Source organism: Paraburkholderia sp. Tr-20389 (genome assembly GCF_017104565.1).
In the GTDB taxonomy this organism is placed as follows: Bacteria; Pseudomonadota; Gammaproteobacteria; order Burkholderiales; family Burkholderiaceae; genus Paraburkholderia.
Window position 1 is genome coordinate 15,235 of sequence record NZ_JAAGPD010000040.1, and the last position, 19,880, is coordinate 35,114.

14 protein-coding genes are annotated in these 19,880 nt (G+C 64.9%); 7 read left to right on the forward strand and 7 right to left on the reverse strand.

All coding sequences use genetic code 11. From position 1 onward, the window contains the following. Positions 1–42: 42 nt before the first annotated feature. Positions 43–2,565: a glycoside hydrolase family 2 protein gene (locus G3N95_RS29755; protein WP_241019037.1), complete on the forward strand. Its 2,523-nt coding sequence runs from the start codon at positions 43–45 to the stop codon at positions 2,563–2,565. Positions 2,566–2,601: 36 nt separating this feature from the next. Here G3N95_RS29755 and G3N95_RS29760 read toward each other — a convergent pair whose 3' ends face one another. Beyond that, complete coding sequence (locus G3N95_RS29760; protein WP_205973680.1) at positions 2,602–3,228, reverse strand: hypothetical protein; 627 nt, start codon at positions 3,226–3,228, stop codon at positions 2,602–2,604. On the opposite strand from G3N95_RS29760, the gene G3N95_RS29765 reads away from it, so the two are divergent. From G3N95_RS29765 to G3N95_RS29785, 5 genes are read left to right on the forward strand one after another with little or no spacing between them, the layout of a single operon-like run. Continuing rightward, a complete protein-coding gene (locus tag G3N95_RS29765) occupies positions 3,193–3,924 on the forward strand; it encodes a Crp/Fnr family transcriptional regulator (protein ID WP_205973681.1) in 732 nt (243 codons plus the stop codon). The genes G3N95_RS29760 and G3N95_RS29765 overlap by 36 nt on opposite strands. Before the next feature lie 14 nt (positions 3,925–3,938). Then, positions 3,939–5,336, forward strand: coding sequence for an undecaprenyl-phosphate glucose phosphotransferase (locus G3N95_RS29770; protein WP_205973682.1), 1,398 nt, complete (start codon positions 3,939–3,941; stop codon positions 5,334–5,336). A 15-nt stretch (positions 5,337–5,351) separates the two neighbouring features. Then, positions 5,352–6,290 carry a glycosyltransferase gene (locus G3N95_RS29775; RefSeq protein WP_205973683.1) on the forward strand — a complete coding sequence of 313 codons (939 nt, stop codon included), beginning with the start codon at positions 5,352–5,354 and terminating at the stop codon, positions 6,288–6,290. Positions 6,291–6,331: 41 nt separating this feature from the next. Then, complete coding sequence (locus G3N95_RS29780; RefSeq protein WP_205973684.1) at positions 6,332–7,570, forward strand: polysaccharide biosynthesis/export family protein; 1,239 nt, start codon at positions 6,332–6,334, stop codon at positions 7,568–7,570. Positions 7,571–7,610: 40 nt separating this feature from the next. Continuing rightward, positions 7,611–9,980, forward strand: a complete 2,370-nt coding sequence (locus tag G3N95_RS29785; protein ID WP_241019029.1) for a polysaccharide biosynthesis tyrosine autokinase — start codon at positions 7,611–7,613, stop codon at positions 9,978–9,980. Positions 9,981–10,300: 320 nt separating this feature from the next. On the opposite strand, the gene G3N95_RS29790 is transcribed toward G3N95_RS29785, so the two are convergent. Beyond that, positions 10,301–11,497 carry a glycosyltransferase family 4 protein gene (locus tag G3N95_RS29790; RefSeq protein WP_205973686.1) on the reverse strand — a complete coding sequence of 399 codons (1,197 nt, stop codon included), beginning with the start codon at positions 11,495–11,497 and terminating at the stop codon, positions 10,301–10,303. A gap of 196 nt (positions 11,498–11,693) precedes the next feature. Here G3N95_RS29790 and G3N95_RS29795 point away from each other — a divergent pair, with 196 nt between their 5' ends. After that, on the forward strand, positions 11,694–12,962 hold the full coding sequence (locus G3N95_RS29795; protein WP_205973687.1) for a glycosyltransferase family 4 protein: 1,269 nt from the start codon (positions 11,694–11,696) through the stop codon (positions 12,960–12,962). A gap of 98 nt (positions 12,963–13,060) precedes the next feature. On the opposite strand, the gene G3N95_RS29800 is transcribed toward G3N95_RS29795, so the two are convergent. The 5 genes from G3N95_RS29800 to rnr form a co-directional block, all read right to left on the reverse strand. Then, positions 13,061–13,792, reverse strand: coding sequence for a class I SAM-dependent methyltransferase (locus tag G3N95_RS29800; RefSeq protein WP_205973688.1), 732 nt, complete (start codon positions 13,790–13,792; stop codon positions 13,061–13,063). 297 nt (positions 13,793–14,089) lie between these two features. Next, a complete protein-coding gene (gene rpiA / locus G3N95_RS29805; protein ID WP_205973689.1) occupies positions 14,090–14,785 on the reverse strand; it encodes a ribose-5-phosphate isomerase RpiA in 696 nt (231 codons plus the stop codon). A gap of 94 nt (positions 14,786–14,879) precedes the next feature. Beyond that, positions 14,880–15,767 carry an N-acetylmuramoyl-L-alanine amidase gene (locus G3N95_RS29810; RefSeq protein WP_205973690.1) on the reverse strand — a complete coding sequence of 296 codons (888 nt, stop codon included), beginning with the start codon at positions 15,765–15,767 and terminating at the stop codon, positions 14,880–14,882. Between the two features lie 737 nt (positions 15,768–16,504). Further along, positions 16,505–17,248, reverse strand: a complete 744-nt coding sequence (rlmB, locus tag G3N95_RS29815) for a 23S rRNA (guanosine(2251)-2'-O)-methyltransferase RlmB (protein ID WP_205973691.1) — start codon at positions 17,246–17,248, stop codon at positions 16,505–16,507. A gap of 119 nt (positions 17,249–17,367) precedes the next feature. Beyond that, positions 17,368–19,875 carry a ribonuclease R gene (rnr, locus tag G3N95_RS29820; RefSeq protein ID WP_205973692.1) on the reverse strand — a complete coding sequence of 836 codons (2,508 nt, stop codon included), beginning with the start codon at positions 19,873–19,875 and terminating at the stop codon, positions 17,368–17,370. Positions 19,876–19,880: the final 5 nt, after the last annotated feature.

Below are 19,880 nucleotides of genomic sequence, written 5' to 3' on the forward strand. Positions count from 1 at the left end.
CTCGCGTCCGAGTGCGCGAGCGCTTCATCTGCATCCGCGCCATTGGACGGTCCCGCAACCGCTGCCGACGTACCCCACGCATCCTGCTGGCCCGAGCCGATCACGGCGGGCTGGCAGTGCGTGACGACGAAGCCGGGCGCCTGCGCGACACCCGCCGGACTGCCCGCAAGCGGCTGGCTGCCCGCCGAGGTGCCGGGCACGATCGCGTCGGCCTGGCGCGTGGCAGGCAGGCTCGACATCGAGCATGCACCTGCTTTCGCGTTCGACGACCACTGGTATCGCCTGCCCGTCACGGGCGACGGCGTGCAGCGTCTGCGCCTGCACGGGCTCGCGACGCTCGCCGAAGTCTGGCTCGACGACGCGCGTCTGCTGAACTCGGATTCGATGTTCGTCGCGCACGATCTCACGTTCGAACTGCACGGCGACGCGCTGCTCACGCTGTGCTTCCGCTCGCTTACGCCCGCACTCGAAGCGCGACGCTCGCGGGCGCGCTGGCGGCCGCGCCTCGTCACGCCGCCGACCCTGCGCAACGTGCGCACCACCGTGCTCGGCTATATGCCGGGCTGGTGTCCGCAGGTGCAGCCCGTCGGCCCGTGGCGCCCGATCGAACGGCTCGGCGATGCGCCGCTCGCAATCGATCGCGTCGATATCCGTACACGGCTCGACGGCGACGACGGCACCGTCACGCTGGCGCTCACGTTCGTGCATCCGCAGCCGGCCCATGCGCGCGCGGCGCTGCTGTGCGCCGGCGTGGAAGCGCCGCTGCAGCAGGCAGACGACGCGGCGCCGGCAAACACGTCGCCAGACGCGTCAAAACGCACGCTGACGGGCTCGCTGCGCATTCCGAAGGTATCGAGGTGGTGGCCGCATACGCACGGCACACCGGCGCTGCACGCGCTCGCCGTCGAAATCGACGGGACGCGCATCGAACTGGGCAAGGTCGGCTTCCGCACGCTCGACGTCACGCATGGCGACGACGGCGAAGGCTTCGCGCTGAACGTCAACGGCGTGCCCGTGTTCTGCCGCGGCGCATGCTGGACGAGTGCCGATCTCGTGAGCCTCGGCGGCACGCGCGAGCAGCTCGCCCACGCGTTCGCGCTCGCGCGTGATGCAGGAATGAACATGTTGCGCGTGGGCGGCACGATGGTGCTCGAATCCGACGCCTTCTATCAGCTCGCCGACGAATACGGCATCCTGATCTGGCAGGACTTCCCGTTCGCCAACTTCGACTACCCGAACGACGACGCCTTCGCCGCGACGGTGACGCGCGAAGCCGAACAGTTTCTCGCGCGAACGCGCCATGCCGCGTCGCTTGCCGTGCTGTGCGGCGGCAGCGAAATCGACCAGCAGGCGGCCATGTTCGGCTTGCCGCCCGCGCTGCGCGCGCAGCCGCTCTTCACCGAAAAGCTGCCCGCCGTCGTCGCGCGCGAACGGCCTGACGTGCCGTACGTCGCGCATTCGCCGACGGGCAGCGCATGGCCCTTCTCGACGCGCACGGGCGTCACGCACTACTACGGCGTGGGCGCGTATCAGCGACCGCTCGACGACGTGCGCCGCTCGCAGGTGCGCTTCGCCGCGGAGTGCCTTGCGTTCGCCAACGTCCCCGACGACGCGACGCTGCACGACGCGCTGGGCACGATCCACGCGCACGATCCGCGCTGGAAACGCGCCGTGCCGCGCGATCCCGGCGCGGGCTGGGACTTCGACGACGTGCGCGACCACTACCTGCGCACGCTCTACGGCATCGAGCCGGCGCGGCTGCGCTACGAGGATCCGCCGCGCTATCTGGCGTTGTCGCGCGCCGTCGTCGCCGAACTGTTCACCGACGTGTTCGCCGAATGGCGGCGCGCCGGCTCGCCGTGCGGCGGCGGCATCGTCTGGCAGATGCAGGATCTGCGCGCTGGCGCGGGCTGGGGCGTGATCGACGCGACGGGACGGCCAAAGAGCGCGTGGCACGCGCTCGCGGGCGTGCTGCAGCCCGTGCAGGCCGTGATCACCGACGAAGGACTGAACGGCCTCGACGTGCATCTCATCAATGAGACAGACGGGACGCTGAACGCGCAGCTCGAGATTCTTTGCCTGCGCGACGGCGCCGTGAGTGTCGCGCAGGCGGCCCAGCCCGTCGAGCTGGCGGCGCGCAGCGTCCGGCGCCTTGCCGCCGCCGACGTGCTCGGCCAGTTCTTCGACTTCACGTACGCGTACCGCTTCGGTCCGCGCGCGCATGACGTGACCATCGCGACGCTGCGCGACGCCGCGAGCGGCGCCGTGCTGTCCGAGGCTTTTCACCTGCCGGAGCGCAGCGCAGTGGAGCGCCACGATCTCGGCCTCAGCGCGCGGCCCGAAGCGACGCCGGACGGCTGGCAGCTCGTGATCGAGACACGGCGGTTCGCGCGCTACGTCCATATCGCCGATGCGCACTTCCGCGCGCAGCGCGACTGGTTCCATCTCGCGCCCGGCCGTCCCGTGACCGTGCCGCTGATCCCGTTGCGCGCGGTTGATACAAACCGGACACCCGACGGCGAAGTTCGCGCGATCAATTCGACCGCAACGGTCTATTACCGCTAAACGTTTTCGTCTCGCGCGATTCCGACTCCGGTTTATTCATAAGACCAACGCCTGCCCCGCGCAAACACTTATGGGGCGGGCGTTGGCTTTCGTCCGACACATTCTCGCGGCGATTAACTCGGCTTCGACAAAAACCGATACTCCGTGCGGCAGCACACCAAAGCGATGGAACACATCTGAATCAAAACGTGCACATCGCAAAATCAATCGTTGAAAGGGGTTTTCGGCGTGTTTCAGGGTTTCGGGCACATGGGCAGAAAATCGTGATCCGCACAAAATCAACCACTTGGATAATGGTTCTTCATATTGTTTCTCGAATAGTCTGAAAAATCGCGTTGTGCATATTTGAAACAAAATCAGTCGTTTTGCCGTGTTGTGTAAATGGGCGCGCGACGCTGCGCCGCACCAGCACTCATTTTGCGGCCGATTGGCACAGTCCTCGCTAAATAACCGCCGCAGCGATAGCCACCGTGGATGAGAGAACTTGAACAAGCGCATCCACGCTGGTTTGACGGGGCCGGTCTGTACGCTTTTTGCCGCGAGCCACGCGGCAAGACATAGAAGGCGCAGCGCCGGGTTAAAAAATAAGGGGGTCGTGCAGTGCACGACTTCATGCGAGGACCGATCATGCTTACGCTTCAATCCGACCTGCACGGCAATCATTTGCTCGGCGCACTGCCCTCCCATGAGTGGCAGGCTCTTGCTCCTCACCTCGAACTCGTTCATCTGCGCACGGAACAGCTGCTGTGCGATTCGGGCCAACGGATCCATCACGTCTACTTTCCGACCACGGCGATCATCTCGATGCTGTCGACGATGGAAGACGGCGGCTCGGTCGAGATCGCCGCAGTCGGCCGCGAAGGCATGACGGGCGTGCCCGTCCTCACGGGCGGCGAAACCATGCCGAACCGCGTGCAGGTGCAATGCTCCGGCTTCGCGTACCGCATGTCGGCCCAGGCGCTGCGCCAGCAATTCGCGCGTTCGGACTTCCTGCGCCGCCTGATGCTGCTCTACATGCACGCGCTGCTCACGCAGGTCGCGCAGACGGCCGCCTGCAACCGTCATCATTCGTTGAACAAGCAACTGTGCCGCTGGCTGCTGATCGAAGTCGACCGCGTCGCGTCGGATGATCTGTCCGTCACGCAACAGCTGATCGCCGACATGCTCGGCGTGCGCCGCGAAGGCATCACGGAAGCGGCAGGCAAGCTGCACAACGACGGCCTCATTCATCACAGCCGCGGCCATATCCGCGTGCTGGACCGCAAAGGTCTCGAAGCCCGCGCCTGCGAATGCTACGGCCTCGTGAAACGCGAGTTCGACCGTCTTCTGCCGCGTCTGCAACAAACGGAAACCGCGTGAGCTAAGGCTCCATCATGTTCAAGAACGTTGCGCGTTGCCTCGACGCGATCTTCGTGATTGCGGGCGCTCTGATCGCTCACTGGATGCGCTTTCCGAACGGCCAGGAACTCGCGGACAACGAACGGTTGCTGATCGCCTTCAACTGCGTGCTCGTGCTGCTGCTGTTCCCCGGCTTCGGGGTCTATCAGACGTGGCGCGGCAAATCGTTGTCCGACATGCTCGGGCGCGTGACGACGGCGTGGCTCGTCGTCGTCGCGACGGGACTCGTGATGTCGTTCACGCTGCACCGGATGGACGCCGTGTCGCGCCTGTGGTTCGGCTACTCGACGCTGATCTCGGGTGTCCTGATCGTCTCGACCAAGCTCGCCGCGCATCTCGCGCTGCGCAGCGCGCGCCGTCGCGGGCTCAACTTCCGTACGGTGGCGATCGTCGGCGCGCCGGGCTTCTCGCGCATGCTGCTCGCCCATCTCGAACGCGAGCCGCAGGCGGGCTTCAAGCCGGTGTGCCTGTTCGACACGCATGCGGAGTTGTCCGAGACCTTCGACGAGCCGCAAGAGGCGCGCGTGGGCCGCTTTCCCGTGCTCACGGACATCGAGGCGTTTGCCGCGAAGGTGCGCGAAGAACACATCAACGAAGTGTGGCTGGCGCTGCCGCTGTCGGAAGAGCACACCATTTACCGCTTCAAGCGCGCGTTCCAGCACGACTTCGTGAACCTGCGTTTCATTCCCGACGTGCGCAGCCTCTCGCTGTTCAACCACGCGATCGTCGACGTGATCGGTCTTTCGACGATCAGTCTGAACGCCACGCCGATTTCGCCCGTGCAGATGTGGCCGAAGCTGATCTTCGACCGGCTGTTCGCGCTTGTCGCACTGGTTGCGCTGTCGCCCGTGTTCGCCGCGCTGGCCGTGGCGATCAAGCTCAGCTCGCCGGGGCCCGTGTTCTTCACGCAGGAGCGCAAGGGCATCGACGGGCAGCCGTTTCGCATCTACAAGTTCCGCTCGATGACCGTGCACCGCGAAGAACACGGCAAGGTGACGCCCGCCGCGCGCGTCGATGCGCGTGTGACGAAAGTCGGCGCGTTCATCCGACGCACGAGTCTCGACGAGCTGCCGCAGTTCTTCAACGTGCTGCTCGGACAGATGTCGGTGGTCGGTCCGCGGCCGCATGCCGTCGAACACGACGACCTCTACAAGGATCTCGTGTACGGCTACATGTATCGCTATCGCATCAAGCCGGGCATCACGGGCTGGGCACAGGTGAACGGATACCGCGGCACCACGACGAAAGTCGAAAAGATGGAAACGCGGGTGAAGTTCGATCTGTTCTATATCCACAACTGGTCGTTCTGCTTCGACATGAGGATCGTGCTGATCACGATCTTCAAGGGCTTTGTCGGCCGCAACGCATATTGAGCTGGTTTTCGGGGAATGTTCGTGAAAGTTTCCGTGATCGTGCCGACCTACCGGCGAACCGTCGATCTCGCGCGTTGCATCGAGGCACTCGATGCACAGCAGCGGCGCGCCGACGAGGTGATCGTGATCGCGCGCAACGACGACCGTCCGACGATCGACTGGCTCACGCAACGTTCGGCGCTGCGGCCCGATGCACAACTGCGCATCGCGCTGGTTGGCCGGCCCGGCGTGGTCGCTGCTTATAACCGAGGCATCGAGACGGCCACGGGCGACGTCATCTGTTTCACCGACGACGACGCCGCGCCGCATCCCGACTGGATCGCCCGCATCGCGCGCGCGTTCGAACAAGATGCGGCGCTCGGCGGCCTGGGCGGGCGCGACATCGTGCATCAGGGCGGCGGCATCCTGCAGGGGCAAAAGCCCATCGTGGGACTCGTGCGCTGGTATGGACGCCTGATCGGCAATCACCACATCGGCCACGGGGGACCGCGTGAAGTCGATGTGCTGAAGGGCGTGAATATGGCGTTTCGCAGCGATGCCGTCGGCACGCTGCGTTTCGACGAAAGACTGCGCGGCAGCGGCGCGCAGGTGCATTGCGAACTGGCATTCAGTCTCGACGTGGGGCGTCGGGGCTGGACGCTGGTCTACGACCCGACGCTGCTCGTCGATCATTATCCGGCGCAGCGCAGCGACGAAGACCAGCGTCATGTGTTCAACGACGCGGCGTTCTACAACGCGTCATTCAACCTTCGTCTCATCATGTGCGAGCACCTGTCGACTCCTGGCAGGTGGGCGTTCGTCACCTATTCGACGCTGTTCGGCAGTCGCGCAGATCCGGGGCTTGTGCGCGCGCTGCTGCTGGCGATCAACGGTGACGGTATAACGCTCGCGCTTCGCAAATGGCGGGTCGGCTTGCGCGCGATGCGCGGAGCCTGGCAGGAGGCCATGCGCTGAGAACATCCGGCGCATTTTTGTCACACAAAGGACCAGAGACCATGAATATCAAAAGACTGCTCGCCTTGCTGGCGACGACAGCGCTATGTGCGTGTTCGATAGCGCCGGGGCCGTATCTCGACACCAAGCGTCTCGACCAGACGCAGCAGGCCACCATGTCCGCGCCGACCTACGCGGTGCGGCCCATCGATGTGTCATGGTTTCAGGAGCAGCGCGCGGCGGCCGTGCCGTCGGTGTGCCAGCTGACGTGTCTCACGCCGACACTGCGCAGCCACCCTCCCGAATACCGCGTCGGCATCGGCGACCAGCTCGCGATCATCGTCTGGGACCATCCGGAACTGACGGGCAGTCCGCTCGCCGCGGGCGGCACCGCCCCCTTGCCGACCCTGCAAGGCAACACGGGCACCGGCCCGAACGGCGTGCCCATGACGGGCAGCACCGCACCCAGCGCCGCGCCGGCGACAGGCGGCGCGTCGGCGGGCGGCGCCGATAGCGGCCTGGTCGTGCGGGTCGCGAACGACGGCACCATCTTTTTCCCGCGCGTCGGACGCGTCAAGGTTGCGAGCATGCCCGGCACGCCGAACATGACTGCACAGGAAATCCAGCGTCTCATCGCAAAGGGGCTGGCCAAGACGATCCGCGATCCGCAGGTCGACGTGCGCGTGGCCGGCTTCAACAGCCAGTCGATCCAGGTCACGGGCAACGTGCGCGCGCCGACCCCGGAAGCGCTGACCGACCAGCCCCTCAGCGTGCTCGACGCAATCAACCGCGCGGGCGGCGCGCTGGCCGACGCCGATCTGCAGAACGTCGGCGTGACGCGCGACGGCAAGCGCTACACCATCGACGTCGCCGCACTGCTCGAAACGGGCGACCCGAACCAGAACGTGATTCTCAAGGACGGCGACTTCATCGACGTGCCGGACCGCTCGAACAGCCGCGTCTTCGTGCTCGGCGAAGTCGGCAAGCCCACCTCGCTGCCGATGAACCGCGGCCGCCTCACGCTCGCCGATGCGATCACCGGCGCGAACAGCCTCGACATCGCAACGGGCGACCCGCGCTCCATCTACGTGATCCGCGGCGCGGACAAGTCGCTCGATCCGAGCATCTTCCGGCTCGACATGACGCAGGTCGACGCGATCATGCTGATGACGAAATTCGACCTGCAGCCGAAGGACGTCGTGTACGTGCAGGTGGCGAATTCCGCCCGCTTCAACCGCACGCTCGCGCAGGTTCTGCCTGCCCTGCAAACGCTGTTTTTCACCAGAGAACTGGCTCGCTGACGCACGCCTCGCGACGGAGTTGACAATGAGTGCCTATGACATGAAAGAAACTGCTCCTTCGTACGGCGGCGGCGACGAGGATGCGGTGATGCGGGACCTGGTGAGGCTGATCTTCGAGCAGATCTGGTGGGTGATCGGGATCGCAGCGTGCGTGATACTCGCCGCGACGGTCTATACGAAGATCGCCACGCCCGTCTACTCCGCCGACGCGCTGATCCAGGTCGAAGCGGGTAACCAGAACAACAGCTCGACTTCGCAGGCGCTGGCGTCGCTCGTGCCGTCGGGCGCGATGCATACCGACGCGGAAATCGAAATCATCAAGAGCCGCGCCGTCGTCGAACCCGTGGTCGAGCAGTTCAAGCTGAACTTCGGCGCATCGCCGAAGACGATGCCGTATATCGGCCGCATCACGTCGCTGTTCGCGCGTTCGGGTCATCCTCTCGGCGCGCTGTTCGGCATGCGTTCGTATGCCTGGGGTGGCGAACAGTTTTCGGTCGACTCGATCACCGTGCCGAAGGATCTCGAAGGCGCGCAACTCACGCTGCGCGCGAAGGGCAACGGCCGCTACGAACTGTTCGACCCGTTCGGCCGGCTGCTTCTGACGGGCGTCGCCGGCGAACGCGCGACGGGCAGCGGCGTCTCGCTCCTCGTCAATACGCTGGTCGCACGCGCCGGCACCGATTTCTTCGTGACGCGCTTCAACCAGCTCGACGCCGTCGCGGGTCTCGCGGGCGGCCTGCAGGTCGCCGAAAAAGGCCGCGAAACAGGCGTCGTGCAACTGTCGTACATGGGCACCGATCCGCACGCGATCACCGCGATCATCAACGCGGTGGCGGCTTCGTATCTGAAGCATCGCCAGGAACGCGCGCAGGAAGAAGCGAGCCGCATGCTGTCGTTCCTGAACAGCGAAATGCCGCGCCTGCGCGACGAAGTGCGTCGCGCGGAAACGGCGCTGTCCGAGTATCAGTCGCGCAGCGGATCGTTCCAGCCGACCCAGGAAGCCGGCGTGTATCTGTCGGGCGGTCTCGAATACGAAAAGCAGATCGCCGCATTGCGGATCGCACGCGCGCAGTTGCTGACGCGCTTCACGGCGGATGCGCCCGAGGTGAAGACCGTCGATGCGCAACTTGCGTCGATGGCGAACGAAAAGGCGCGCTTCGAAGATCACTTCAAGACGCTGCCGGGCTCCGAACGCGAAGCGATGTCGCTGCAACGCGATGCCAAGGTCGCGGAAGAAATCTACGTCGCGCTGCTCAACAAGATCCAGGAGCTGTCGATCACGCGAGCCGGAACGATCGGCAACGTGCACATCATCGACGAAGCGCTGCTGCCCTCCTCGCCCGTGCGGCCGAAGTCGGCGCTGATCATTTCGGCGGGCACGGTGCTCGGCATCATCGGCGGCGTGCTGTTCGCGTTCTGCCGCCGGACATTCTTCACGGGTGTCGCCGATCCCGAGTTCGTCGAACGCCGCTTCAACATGCCCATCTTCGGTTCGATTTCGTTCAGCCCCGAACAGGCGCGCAGCGACCGTCTCGCGATGAACAACAGCCGCGCGCTGCACGCCAAGGGCGCGCACACGAGCACCGCCGTGGCGCCCGCCACGGGCATCGCGCGTCTGATGCGGCCGCGCACGGCCACGCCGGCTGCCGTTCCGCGCGGCACGCAGACCATCGTGCCGCCCGCCCAGGCGCCCGTGCGACCGCTGCTGGTGAAGACCCATCCGTTCGATACCTCCGTCGAAGGGTTGCGCGGCCTGCGCGCGACGCTGCAGTTCGGACTGGTCGATGCGCCCAATCGGGTGGTCGCGTTCACGAGCCCGGCGCCGTCGGACGGCAAGAGCTTCCTGTGTGCGAACCTGGCCGCGCTGCTCGCGGAAACGGGCAAGCGCGTGCTGCTGATCGACGCGGACCTGCGGCGCGGGCGCCTCGCGCAATACCTCGGACGTTCGCCGAACGGTGGTCTGACGGAACTGCTGACGGATCAGGTCGATCTCGAAGTGGCCGCGCGTGCAACGGGCGTCAAGGGCCTGCACTTCATCGCGGCGGGCGCCTATCCGCCGAACCCGTCGGAAATCCTGACGTCGCACCGTTTCGCGGAAATTCTCGCGCGCTTCGAACAGGAGTTCGATCTGGTGATCGTGGATACGCCGCCGCTGCTGGCCGTAGCCGATGCCGCGATCATCGCGAACATCGCCGGCTCGACGGTGCTCGTGATGCGGGCCGGCGCGCATACGGAACGCAACATCAACGAATCGCTGAAGAAACTGCGCCGCGCCCGCGCACGACTGATCGGCGGCGTGATGAACGCGGTGCCGCTGAAGAGCGGCGGACGCTACGGCACGTACGACTACGCGTATGCGTACACGTACACGGCGGGCGATCCGACGGGCGGCGAGACGACGAAGCGCTAGCAGCGCTTCGCACAGCTAGCGGCGAATCAGATCGGGCCGCGCCGGTTTTCCGGCGCGGCCTTTTTCCTTTGATACACGGATGCAACGATTGTCGCTGCCGGTTCAACGCAACCTGTCGGCGCGGGAATCGAAACGCGTGACGAGCGGCTTCGCGATGTTCACCGCCGGGCACGCGACGGCGCGAGGATTCGTGAGGCGAACCCTCTTGCGTTTGTCGTCAGTGGGAACCGGCGTGGAAACCGGCTTGAGAAGAAGCGAAAGTGTGCGGCACGAACCGCGCACTCACATGCAAGAACGCCTGCAAAAACAGGGGTAAAAACTCACCGCCCCCACATGCCGCCCGCCGCCGTGTCGCCGGGCCACGACGTCACGTGGTTGACGGACGGATCTTCGCGCTGGCGGTCGCCTGCCGCGGCGATCGTGCGCGTCACTTCGTTCATGAAGGCACGCCGGAAATGCGTGGCGGAGAACTGTTCGGCGTTGATCCGGCAGGCGACGGGCGAAATCATCGCCTGCTGGCGTTCGAAGCGCTCCACGGCATCCCGCAAGGCCGTGACGCTCTGCTGCCGGAAGAACAGACCCGTCGGTTGCGGCTCGCCGAGCGGCACCACTGTTTCCAGCGCGCCGCCCTTGCCATAGGCGATCACGGGTGTGCCGCACGCCTGCGCCTCGACCACGGCAATGCCGAAGTCTTCCTCGGCGGCGAACACGAATGCCTTCGCGCGCTGCATGTGATCTTTCAGGACGGCGAACGGCTGATAGCCGAGGATCGACACGTTGGGGCCCGCTTTGGCGCGGATCATATCCATCTGCGGACCCTCGCCGATCACCACCAGCTTGCGGTCCGGCATCGACGAAAACGTCTCGACGATCAGGTCGATGCGCTTGTACGGGACCATGCGCGACGCCGTCAGATAGAAGCCGTCTTTCTGCGTGCACAGCTCGAAGCGGTCGACGTCGACGGGCGGCGGGATCACGGCGGCATCGCGCCGATAGGTCTTCATCATGCGGCGCGCGACGAACTGCGAATTCGCGATCAGCCGGTCGACGCCGTTCGCCGAGCGCGAATCCCAGCTGCGCAGGTAGTGCAGCAACGCGCGCGTCGCCCACGAACGCAGCCCGCGCGTGAGCTTCGCCTCGCGCAGATACTGATGCTGCAGATCCCACGCGTAGCGCATCGGCGAATGCACGTAGCTGACGTGCGTCTGATCGGGGCCGACCAGCACGCCCTTGGCGACCGCATACGAACTCGTAATGATCAGATCGTAGCTGGACAGATCGAACTGCTCGACGGCGAGCGGCATCAGCGGCAAGTATCCGCGATGACGCCGCCGCGCGAACGGCAGATGCTGGATGAAGGACGTGGTGACGGTTTTGCCGCAGACGGGTGCGCGGTCCACCATGAAATCGACGAGGCTGAACAGGTCGGCATCGGGGAAGCACTGAATGATCTGCTCCAGCACTTTCTCCGCACCGCCGGGCGCGACAAGCCAGTCGTGCACGATCGCCACTTTCATGATTTCCCCACTTTGAATTGTTCAAAGGCCGTCATGCCAAGTGTACGGTGCGCATCGCTTGCAGAGCGTGCGCACGCCCACACTGGACGGCCAACGGAGCGCGAATAATGAGTGCTCGCCCGTTGCATCCGCGATCGCGTTTCGACTGACGGATTCACGCACTGCGCGTCTTTGCTCGCCCTCCGGTGACGAACCAATGAATGCACCCGAACTCCCGCATCGTTTTCCACCCGTCGAGCTTGCCGCAGCCGGGACCGTTGCGCTCGAAACGGTTTTGACAACCGATGCACCCGTTCCCGACTCCACTGCGTCACCGACGGTGCTGTTCGTCGATCAGAGCGGCCAGCTCGGCGGCGCCGAGCTGTCGCTGCTGCCGCTCGCTGCGCGCTGCGCCGCGCGCAGCGAAGTGCTGCTGCTGTCCGACGGCCCGTTTCGCGCGCGCCTCGAAGCGCTCGGCGTACGCGTGCGCGTGACCAGCAACGCGAAAGTCGCCGCCATCAAGCGCGAGGCGCTGCGGCTCAACTGGCTGCGCGCCGTGCCTGGCATCCTCGCGCAGGTGCGGACCATCGCCACGCAGGCGAAGCAGTTCGACGTGCTGTTCCTGAATACACAGAAGGCGCTGGTGCTCGGCGCGCTCGGCAAGCCGCTGCATCGGCGGCCCGTGATCTGGCATGTGCGGGACATCATGTCGCGCGATCACTTCGGACAGGTGCAGCTGCGCATCGTGCGCTGGCTCGTGCGGCATGCCGTCGATCTCGTCGTCGCGAACTCGCGCGCAAGCGCCGATGCGCTGACCGCGCTCACGGGCCTCGCCGCCGACGCCGTGCCCGTGGTTCACAACGGCATCGACGCATCCGCGTTTGCGCAGACGGATGCCAGCGATATCCACGCGCTGCGCCGCCGCCTCGGACTGCCCGAAGACGCGTGGCTCGCGGGACTGTTCGGACGGCTTGCGCCGTGGAAAGGCCAGCACATCGCCATCGAGGCGCTCGCGAAACTGCCCGGCGCGCATCTCGTGCTGGTCGGCGCGGCATTGTTCGGCGAGGACGCGTACGCGCAGCAATTGCATCGGCAGGCCGAGGAACTCGGTGTCGCCGACCGCGTGCACTTCGCCGGGTTTCGCGACGACATGCCCGCGTGGATGAAGGCAATGGACGTGATCCTGCATACGTCGACGGAACCCGAGCCGTTCGGCCGCGTGATCATCGAAGGCATGGCGGCGGGACGCCCCGTGGTGGCGGCAGCGGCAGGCGGCGTGCTGGAGATCGTGCGGCATCGCGAGAACGGCTGGCTCGTGCAACCGGGCGACGTCGCAGGCCTCGTGAATGCCATCGAGACGCTGCGCGATACGCCTGCGCTCGCCCAGCAACTCGCCGAGCAGGCTTATGCCGATGTGCAGCTCCACTTCTCGCTCGACAGCTACTTGCAGCAGATGAGCCGGACTATCGCGCGCATGGCGCCTTGAGGCGCCCTGGCTGATGCCGGGTGTCTGGAGATGGCTCGATGCCCGTATGCGCCGCGTTCACGGCGCATACGGGCGTAACTTCATGTCACCGCGTCACATCACTTCAGACAGACGAACTGCCGGTAGCTGTACTTGCGGATGGGCGGATAGCGATACAGGAATTTGTCGACCTTCACGGCGTGTCCGTCGAGACGGCCGCGCAACAGATAGCGCGACGCCATCAGCGCGAAGACCATCTCCGGATATTCCGTCGTCACGCTGAAGTGTTTGCGCAGATGATCGACCTCGTACGGCGCGAGCGGCGATTCGTCGGGATCGCCATGCTTCGGGATCCATAGTTTGCCGATCACGTGATTGCGGAACCACATCATCGTGTTGCTGGTCGCGTTGTTCTCCCAGAAGAACGCGCGGCCGCCTGGCTTGATCGCCTTGCGCAGCGACGCGGCGAACTGCGAAAACGGCTCGATGTGATGCAGGATCATCGCACCGAACACGAAATCGGCCGGCTCGATCAGGCCGATGTCCTGCGCCGACAGCACGCGCGCCGAGATGTTGTCGATGCCTTGCTGCGCGCAGTAGCGCTTCAGGTTGTCGATGGCCATCGAACTCAGGTCGATGCTCACCACGTTCGCGCCCATCGACGCAAAAAACAGCGACGACGCACCCGCCCCGCAGCCGAGATCGACCAGGGTTTTGCCGCGCACGTCGCCGAAGTGCTGGAGCGCGCGCATGTACACGGGATTCTTCGGATCTGGAACGTCGACGAGCCGGTTGGCGTCATTGCCGCGGGTCTGGAAAACACCGTCCCAAAACTCCTGAGCCTGTTGCATCTGGTTCTCCTGAAGCGGACTGCATGGAATACATGCTTGATCGGGCGTCCTCGCGATGAACGCGGGCAGCCCGCACGACGGATGTTCGGTCGAAGCATTATTCGCAGCCCCTCGCGGGAACTCTGTACGCGCGCCCACGCAGCGGCGTCATTCGCGGCAGCAATGCGCGCAGGTGCCTGGGCGTGGGCGTGGGCCTGGGCGCCAGGGTGTTTCGTGCGCGCAGCGCGCGGGCGAAAAAAAAGCGCCGCCTGCGAAACGCAGTGCGGCGCCGTGTTACGCGCGTGCAACCTTCGATGTTCAGCGCTTGCTGTAGCGGATCTCTTCGACGCCCGTCTCGCTGCCGAGCAGGCACAGATCGGCGCCGCGGCTCGCGAACAGGCCCACCGTCACCACGCCGGGCCATGCGTTGATGCTGGCTTCGAGCGCGCGGGGATCGGCGATGCGCAGCCCCTTCACGTCGATGATCTCGTTGCCGTTGTCGGTGATGAACGGCGTGCCGTCCTTTGCCACACGCAGGACGGGGACGCCGCCCAGCGCCGTGACGCGGCGGCCGATCGCGGTGCGCGCCATCGGCACGATTTCGATGGGGAGCGGGAACTGGCCGAGCAGGTCGACGCGCTTCGTCGCGTCCGCGATGCACACGAACGTTTCCGACACCGACGCGACGATTTTCTCGCGCGTGAGCGCGCCACCGCCGCCCTTGATCATCGCGCCGCTGGCGTCGATTTCGTCGGCGCCGTCGACGTACACTTGCAGCGATTCGACTTCGTTCAGGTCGAACACCTGGATGCCATGCGATTGCAGGCGTGCCGTGGTGGCAACCGAACTGGACACGGCGCCGCGATAGCGCGACTTGTGAGCGGCGAGCGCGTCGATGAAGCAGTTCGCAGTCGAGCCCGTGCCGACGCCGATCACGGCGCCCTCGGGTACGTTCGCGATCACGTAGTCGGCGGCGGCGCGGCCGACCAGTTGCTTGAGTTCGTCTTGAGTCATGATGGGAAATGCTTGAGGCAGGCGGAAAACGGTAAGTTTACCGGAGTCCGCGAGCCAGGCTGGATTTATTGCGCAGTGGTCCGTTGGCACGCGTTCATGGCGCGCTCTTCGACGGTTCCTGCGTTGCAACGGGCATGTACTTGTCGAGCAGCGCCTGAGCGATCGCGTCCGTCTGCGCATCGGGCGTACCCGAGTAATCGGCGGGACGGAAATGCATCTGGAACGCGGCGAACACGCGGCGGGTTTTGTCGTCGAGCACGCCGTCCGTCGCGACTTCGTAGCCATAGCGTGCGAGCTTTTGCTGAAGCGTGCGCACGTCGACGCTCGCGTGCGGATCCCGGCCTGCGAGTTCTTGCGTGACGGTTTGATCGTCGGGCCATGCGCCGATGCCGGCATCGTAGAGCTGTTTCCACGGAAAGAGCGGACCGGGGTCGATCTTGCGTTGCGGCGCGATATCGCTGTGGCCGACGACGCGTGTCGGCGGAATGCCGTAGCGCGTGACGATGTCTTTCGCGAGCCGGATCATCGCGTCGACCTGCGCGGGCGGATAGGGTTGCCAGGTGCGGCCTTGCGGCGTGTCGATCGGTCCGAGGTTGACGTTCTCGATACCGATCGATGCCGCGTTCAGTTCCGTCGTGCCCTGCCAGTAGCTCAAGCCTGCATGCCAGGCGCGCTGCGATTCGGGGACGAGTTGCCAGACGATGGGTTCGCCGTTTTTCTCACGGGGGTGGTCGGGGACGACGTAGTGGGCGCTGACCTGTTGCTGGGTCAGCACGTTCAACGATTCCTCTTCTTCGATTTCCGTGTAGTGCATTACCAGGAAACGGATTCGGGTGTCTTTGTATTGCGCTTCGCGGGATGTGTCTGTGTAGTAGGTGCCTTTGTTTGTCAGCGTTGTCGTTGTTGTTGTCGTTGTGCAGGCTGTCGCTGTGATTAGCGCTGCGAGCGCTAGCGATTTTCTAAGGTGCCTGGGGATTTTCATTGCAGTTGGACCTGTACTCTGTATCGCATCGCTGGCATCCGCGTTTTGCCGTCGTAGTTCATGCGTTGCCCCTGTGCGGGGCGGCACTTACTTTCTTTGCCGCCGCAAAGAAAGTAAGCAAAGAAAGCGGGCTCACCCCGCCAGCCCTTGTTCTTGCCTGCGGGCCCCCAACGGGTCCCGCACTCCACACGGCAACACACTTCTTTCCGCCCGTTGCCAGCGCCTTGAACCGGCGCATCACCCACTCCAATCACCCGCAGGCAGCCAGCGGCAGCGAATCGTCCACGCCGCCCAGGTGGCAAACTGTGTGTAGGTTGTCGCACCGTATGGTTAGCGATCCTACGACACCGATCCCGCTTTTCATTCCGGAGTGGTGCACTTCCGTCGCGATGGCCTACACACAGTTTGCCACCTGGGCGGCGGTGGACTCCTTGTAACGCAGGCCGTGACGCGGGATTGTGAAGTGGGTGATGCGAGTCTGAGAACGTTGGCAACTAGCATGGATTAGCTCGATGCCGCGTGGAGTGCGGGACCCGTTGGGGGCCCGCAGGCAAAAACAAGGGCTGGCGGGGTGAGCGGCTTTCTTTTGCCTACTTTTCTTTGCCGCTGCAAAGAAAAGTAGGTGCCGCCCCGCACAGGGGCAACGCACGAAGTACGACGACATCACGCGGATGCCAGAGAAACCCCAATGGCAACGCCCGCGCCTCGCAGGCCCCACTGCGTCGCAGACAAAAAACCTACTTCTTGACAGCCCGCTGCCGCACGGCTTCAAACAAACAAACCCCAGACGCCACGGAAACGTTAAGACTCTCCACCGACCCCGCCATCGGAATCTGCATCACCTCGTCACACGTATCCCGCGTGAGCCTTCTCATCCCCTCGCCCTCGGCACCCATCACAAGGGCAACTGGACCATCCAGTTTCGTCTCATACAACGATGCCGTCGCCTCGCCCGCCGTCCCGACAACCCACACGCCCGCATCCTTCAACTCGCGCAACGCGCGCGCCAGGTTGGTGACGGTAATGTACGGCACCGTATCGGCCGCCCCGCTCGCGACTTTCGCCGCGGTCGCATTCAGACCGACCGCCCGGTCGCGCGGCGCAATCACGGCGTGCGCCCCCGCCGCGTCGGCGACGCGCAGACACGCGCCGAGATTGTGCGGATCGGTAATGCCATCGAGCACCAGCAGCAACGCCGGCCCCTGAATCCCGTCGAGCAGTTCGGCCAGATTCTGCGCCAGCGGCACGTCACCCGCACGCGCAACGACGCCCTGATGCCGCTCCGTGTGCGCAAGCCCCCACAGACGCGTTTCGTCAGCAGCAATGAGGCGTACACCCGCCTCTTTCGCCACGGCCAGAAACTCGTTCATCCGGCGGTCGCGGCGCGTCTGGTCGTAATAGATTTCTTCAACCGACGAAGGATCGTGACGCAAACGGGCCGTCACCGCGTGAAAACCGTAGAGAACCTTGAGACGTGACATGACTGAAACAACCTTTGAATGAGCGCGCTGCGACCGACTCGACTGGTCCGGTCGCGGCGCGCCCGATGAGAATGAGCGCCGCGCACAGGCGCGGCGTTACTACCGGATCAACTGCGGAATCAACGTTTCTTGTGCGCCGGCTTCGCGGACGACTTCGACGCCGCCCGCTTCTTCGAAGCCGCCGCCTTGCGCGCCGCGCGCGCTTCCTTCACCGCCGCCGTCTGCGCAGGCGGTGCCTTCTTGCGCCGGCCGCCTTCGACCTGCGGCGCACGCTCGACCGAACGCACACGCGGGCCGCCGAGATCGCTCGCTTTCTCCGAGGTGGTCGCGCGATGCGCCTGCGACTTCACAGGCATGTCACGCACCAGACGGAAATCGATCTTGCGCGCATCGAGATCGACACGGCTTACCTGCACGCGCACGCGATCCGACAAGCGGTAACGGATGCCCGTGCGCTCGCCGCGCAGTTCGTTCTTGATCTCGTCGTACTGGAAATAGTCGGAGCCGAGTTCCGTCACGTGCACGAGCCCTTCGATAAAGAGCGCATCGAGCTGCACGAAGATGCCGAACGACGTCACGCCGCTCACCATGCCGCCATACTCTTCGCCGAGCTTGTCGCGCATGAAGTAGCACTTCAGCCAGGCCTCGACGTCGCGCGATGCTTCATCCGCGCGGCGCTCGTTCGCCGAGCAGTGCAAACCGAGCTCTTCCCAGATCGCCGTGTTCGGACGACCGCGGTTGCCACGCTTTTCGTCTTCGGCCTGCAGCGCACGCGCACGCGGCGACAGCGCCGTGTTCAGCTCGACGCCATGCGGCGCCTTCGGCTCGTACTTGCGGCCTTGCAGGATCGCGTAGATCGCGCGGTGCGTGAGCAGGTCCGGATAGCGGCGGATCGGGCTCGTGAAGTGCGCATACGCCTCGTACGCGAGACCGAAGTGGCCGATGTTGTCCGGGCTGTAGACGGCCTGCTGCATCGAGCGCAGCAACATGGTCTGCAGCATCTGCGCGTCGGGACGGTCGCGGATGTGCGCCATCAGCGCGGCGTAATCGCTCGCGTGCGGCGTGTCGCCGCCGCCGAGCGTGAGGCCCATTCCACGCAGGAACGTGCGCAGATTTTCGAGGCGCTCAGTCGTCGGCCCTGCGTGCACGCGATACAGGCCCGGATGCTTGTTGCGCTTCATGAAGTCGGCCGCGCACACATTCGCGGCCAGCATGCATTCCTCGATCAGCTTGTGCGCGTCGTTGCGGTGACGCGGCACGATCTGCTCGATCTTGCCCTGCGCGTTGCAGACAATGTAGGTCTCAGTCGTATCGAAGTCGATCGCGCCGCGCTTCTGGCGCGCGGCGAACAGGGACTTGTAGACGCCATACAGATTCTGCAGTTGCGGCAGCAGCGCCGCGCGGCGCGTCGCTTCCGGACCCTTCGTGTTGGTCAGCACGGCCGCGACTTCCGTGTACGTGAGACGCGCGGCCGAGTGCATGACGCCGGGATAGAACTGATACGCCTTGATCTCGCCGCGTGCGGTGATGACCATGTCGCACACCAGCACGCAGCGGTCCACTTGCGGATTGAGCGAGCAGAGACCGTTCGACAGCTTCTCCGGCAGCATCGGAATCACGCGGCGCGGGAAATACACCGACGTGCTGCGTTCGATCGCATCGACATCGAGACCGCCGTCGGGCAGCACGTAATGCGACACGTCGGCGATCGCGACGATCAGGCGGAAGCCCTCGCCGCGCCCGACCTTGATCGGCTCGCAGTACACCGCGTCGTCGAAATCGCGCGCGTCCTCGCCGTCGATCGTGACGAGCGGCACGTCGCGCAGATCGACGCGATGCTTGATGTCGACGGGGCGTACTTCGTCGGGCAGCTTCGCGGCGGCATCGAGCGCGGCCTGGCTGAACTCGTGCGGCACGCCGTACTTGCGCACCGCGATTTCGATCTCCATGCCCGGATCGTCGATATCGCCGAGCACTTCGACGACCCGTCCCAGCGGCTGCGAATGACGGCTCGGAAAATCCGTCAGCTCGACGACGACCACCTGCCCGACCTTCGCCTTCTTCGTGTTCTGCGTGATCAGGATGTCGTGACCAATGCGCTTCTCTTCGGGCACGACGATCAGCGCACCGTTCTCGTTCAACAGACGCCCGATCACGCGCTTGTTCGCGCGGTCCGTGACCTCGACGATGTGGCCTTCGGGCCGGCCGCGCCGGTCATAGCCGACGATGCGCGCAAGCACGCGGTCGTTGTGCATGACCTTCTGCATTTCGCCCGTCGGCAGGAACAGATCGTCCTGACCGTCGTCGCGGATCAGAAAACCGTAGCCGTCGCGATGGCCCTGCACGCGGCCCGCGACGAAGTTCGACGGATGAGTCAGTTGATAATGCCCGCGCTGATCGAGTCTGATCTGGCCATCGCGCTCCATGGCGGCGAGGCGCTTGAAAAACCCTTCGCGCTCCTGGCGCTTGATCGACAGTGCTTCGGCGATGTCGTTCGCTGCAAGCGGCGTTTCACTCGTGCGCAGCACGCCGAGGATTTCTTCGCGGCTTGGAATCGGATACGGATATTTGCTCAAGGGCTTGTCGATGATGGGTTTCGAGTTGTCGGTTAAGAGCCTTGATTTCATTGGGT

What these genes read in the sequence shown, in the direction of transcription:
- G3N95_RS29765 (WP_205973681.1), top strand. Translation starts at nt 3,193, where the DNA reads ATGCTTACGCTTCAATCCGACCTGCACGGCAATCATTTGCTCGGCGCA.
- G3N95_RS29760 (WP_205973680.1), bottom strand. Translation starts at nt 3,228, where the DNA reads ATGATTGCCGTGCAGGTCGGATTGAAGCGTAAGCATGATCGGTCCTCG.
- G3N95_RS29770 (WP_205973682.1), top strand. Translation starts at nt 3,939, where the DNA reads ATGTTCAAGAACGTTGCGCGTTGCCTCGACGCGATCTTCGTGATTGCG.
- G3N95_RS29775 (WP_205973683.1), top strand. Translation starts at nt 5,352, where the DNA reads ATGTTCGTGAAAGTTTCCGTGATCGTGCCGACCTACCGGCGAACCGTC.
- G3N95_RS29780 (WP_205973684.1), top strand. Translation starts at nt 6,332, where the DNA reads ATGAATATCAAAAGACTGCTCGCCTTGCTGGCGACGACAGCGCTATGT.
- G3N95_RS29785 (WP_241019029.1), top strand. Translation starts at nt 7,611, where the DNA reads ATGAAAGAAACTGCTCCTTCGTACGGCGGCGGCGACGAGGATGCGGTG.
- G3N95_RS29790 (WP_205973686.1), bottom strand. Translation starts at nt 11,497, where the DNA reads ATGAAAGTGGCGATCGTGCACGACTGGCTTGTCGCGCCCGGCGGTGCG.
- G3N95_RS29795 (WP_205973687.1), top strand. Translation starts at nt 11,694, where the DNA reads ATGAATGCACCCGAACTCCCGCATCGTTTTCCACCCGTCGAGCTTGCC.
- G3N95_RS29800 (WP_205973688.1), bottom strand. Translation starts at nt 13,792, where the DNA reads ATGCAACAGGCTCAGGAGTTTTGGGACGGTGTTTTCCAGACCCGCGGC.
- rpiA (WP_205973689.1), bottom strand. Translation starts at nt 14,785, where the DNA reads ATGACTCAAGACGAACTCAAGCAACTGGTCGGCCGCGCCGCCGCCGAC.
- G3N95_RS29810 (WP_205973690.1), bottom strand. Translation starts at nt 15,767, where the DNA reads ATGAAAATCCCCAGGCACCTTAGAAAATCGCTAGCGCTCGCAGCGCTA.
- rlmB (WP_205973691.1), bottom strand. Translation starts at nt 17,248, where the DNA reads ATGTCACGTCTCAAGGTTCTCTACGGTTTTCACGCGGTGACGGCCCGT.
- rnr (WP_205973692.1), bottom strand. Translation starts at nt 19,875, where the DNA reads ATGAAATCAAGGCTCTTAACCGACAACTCGAAACCCATCATCGACAAG.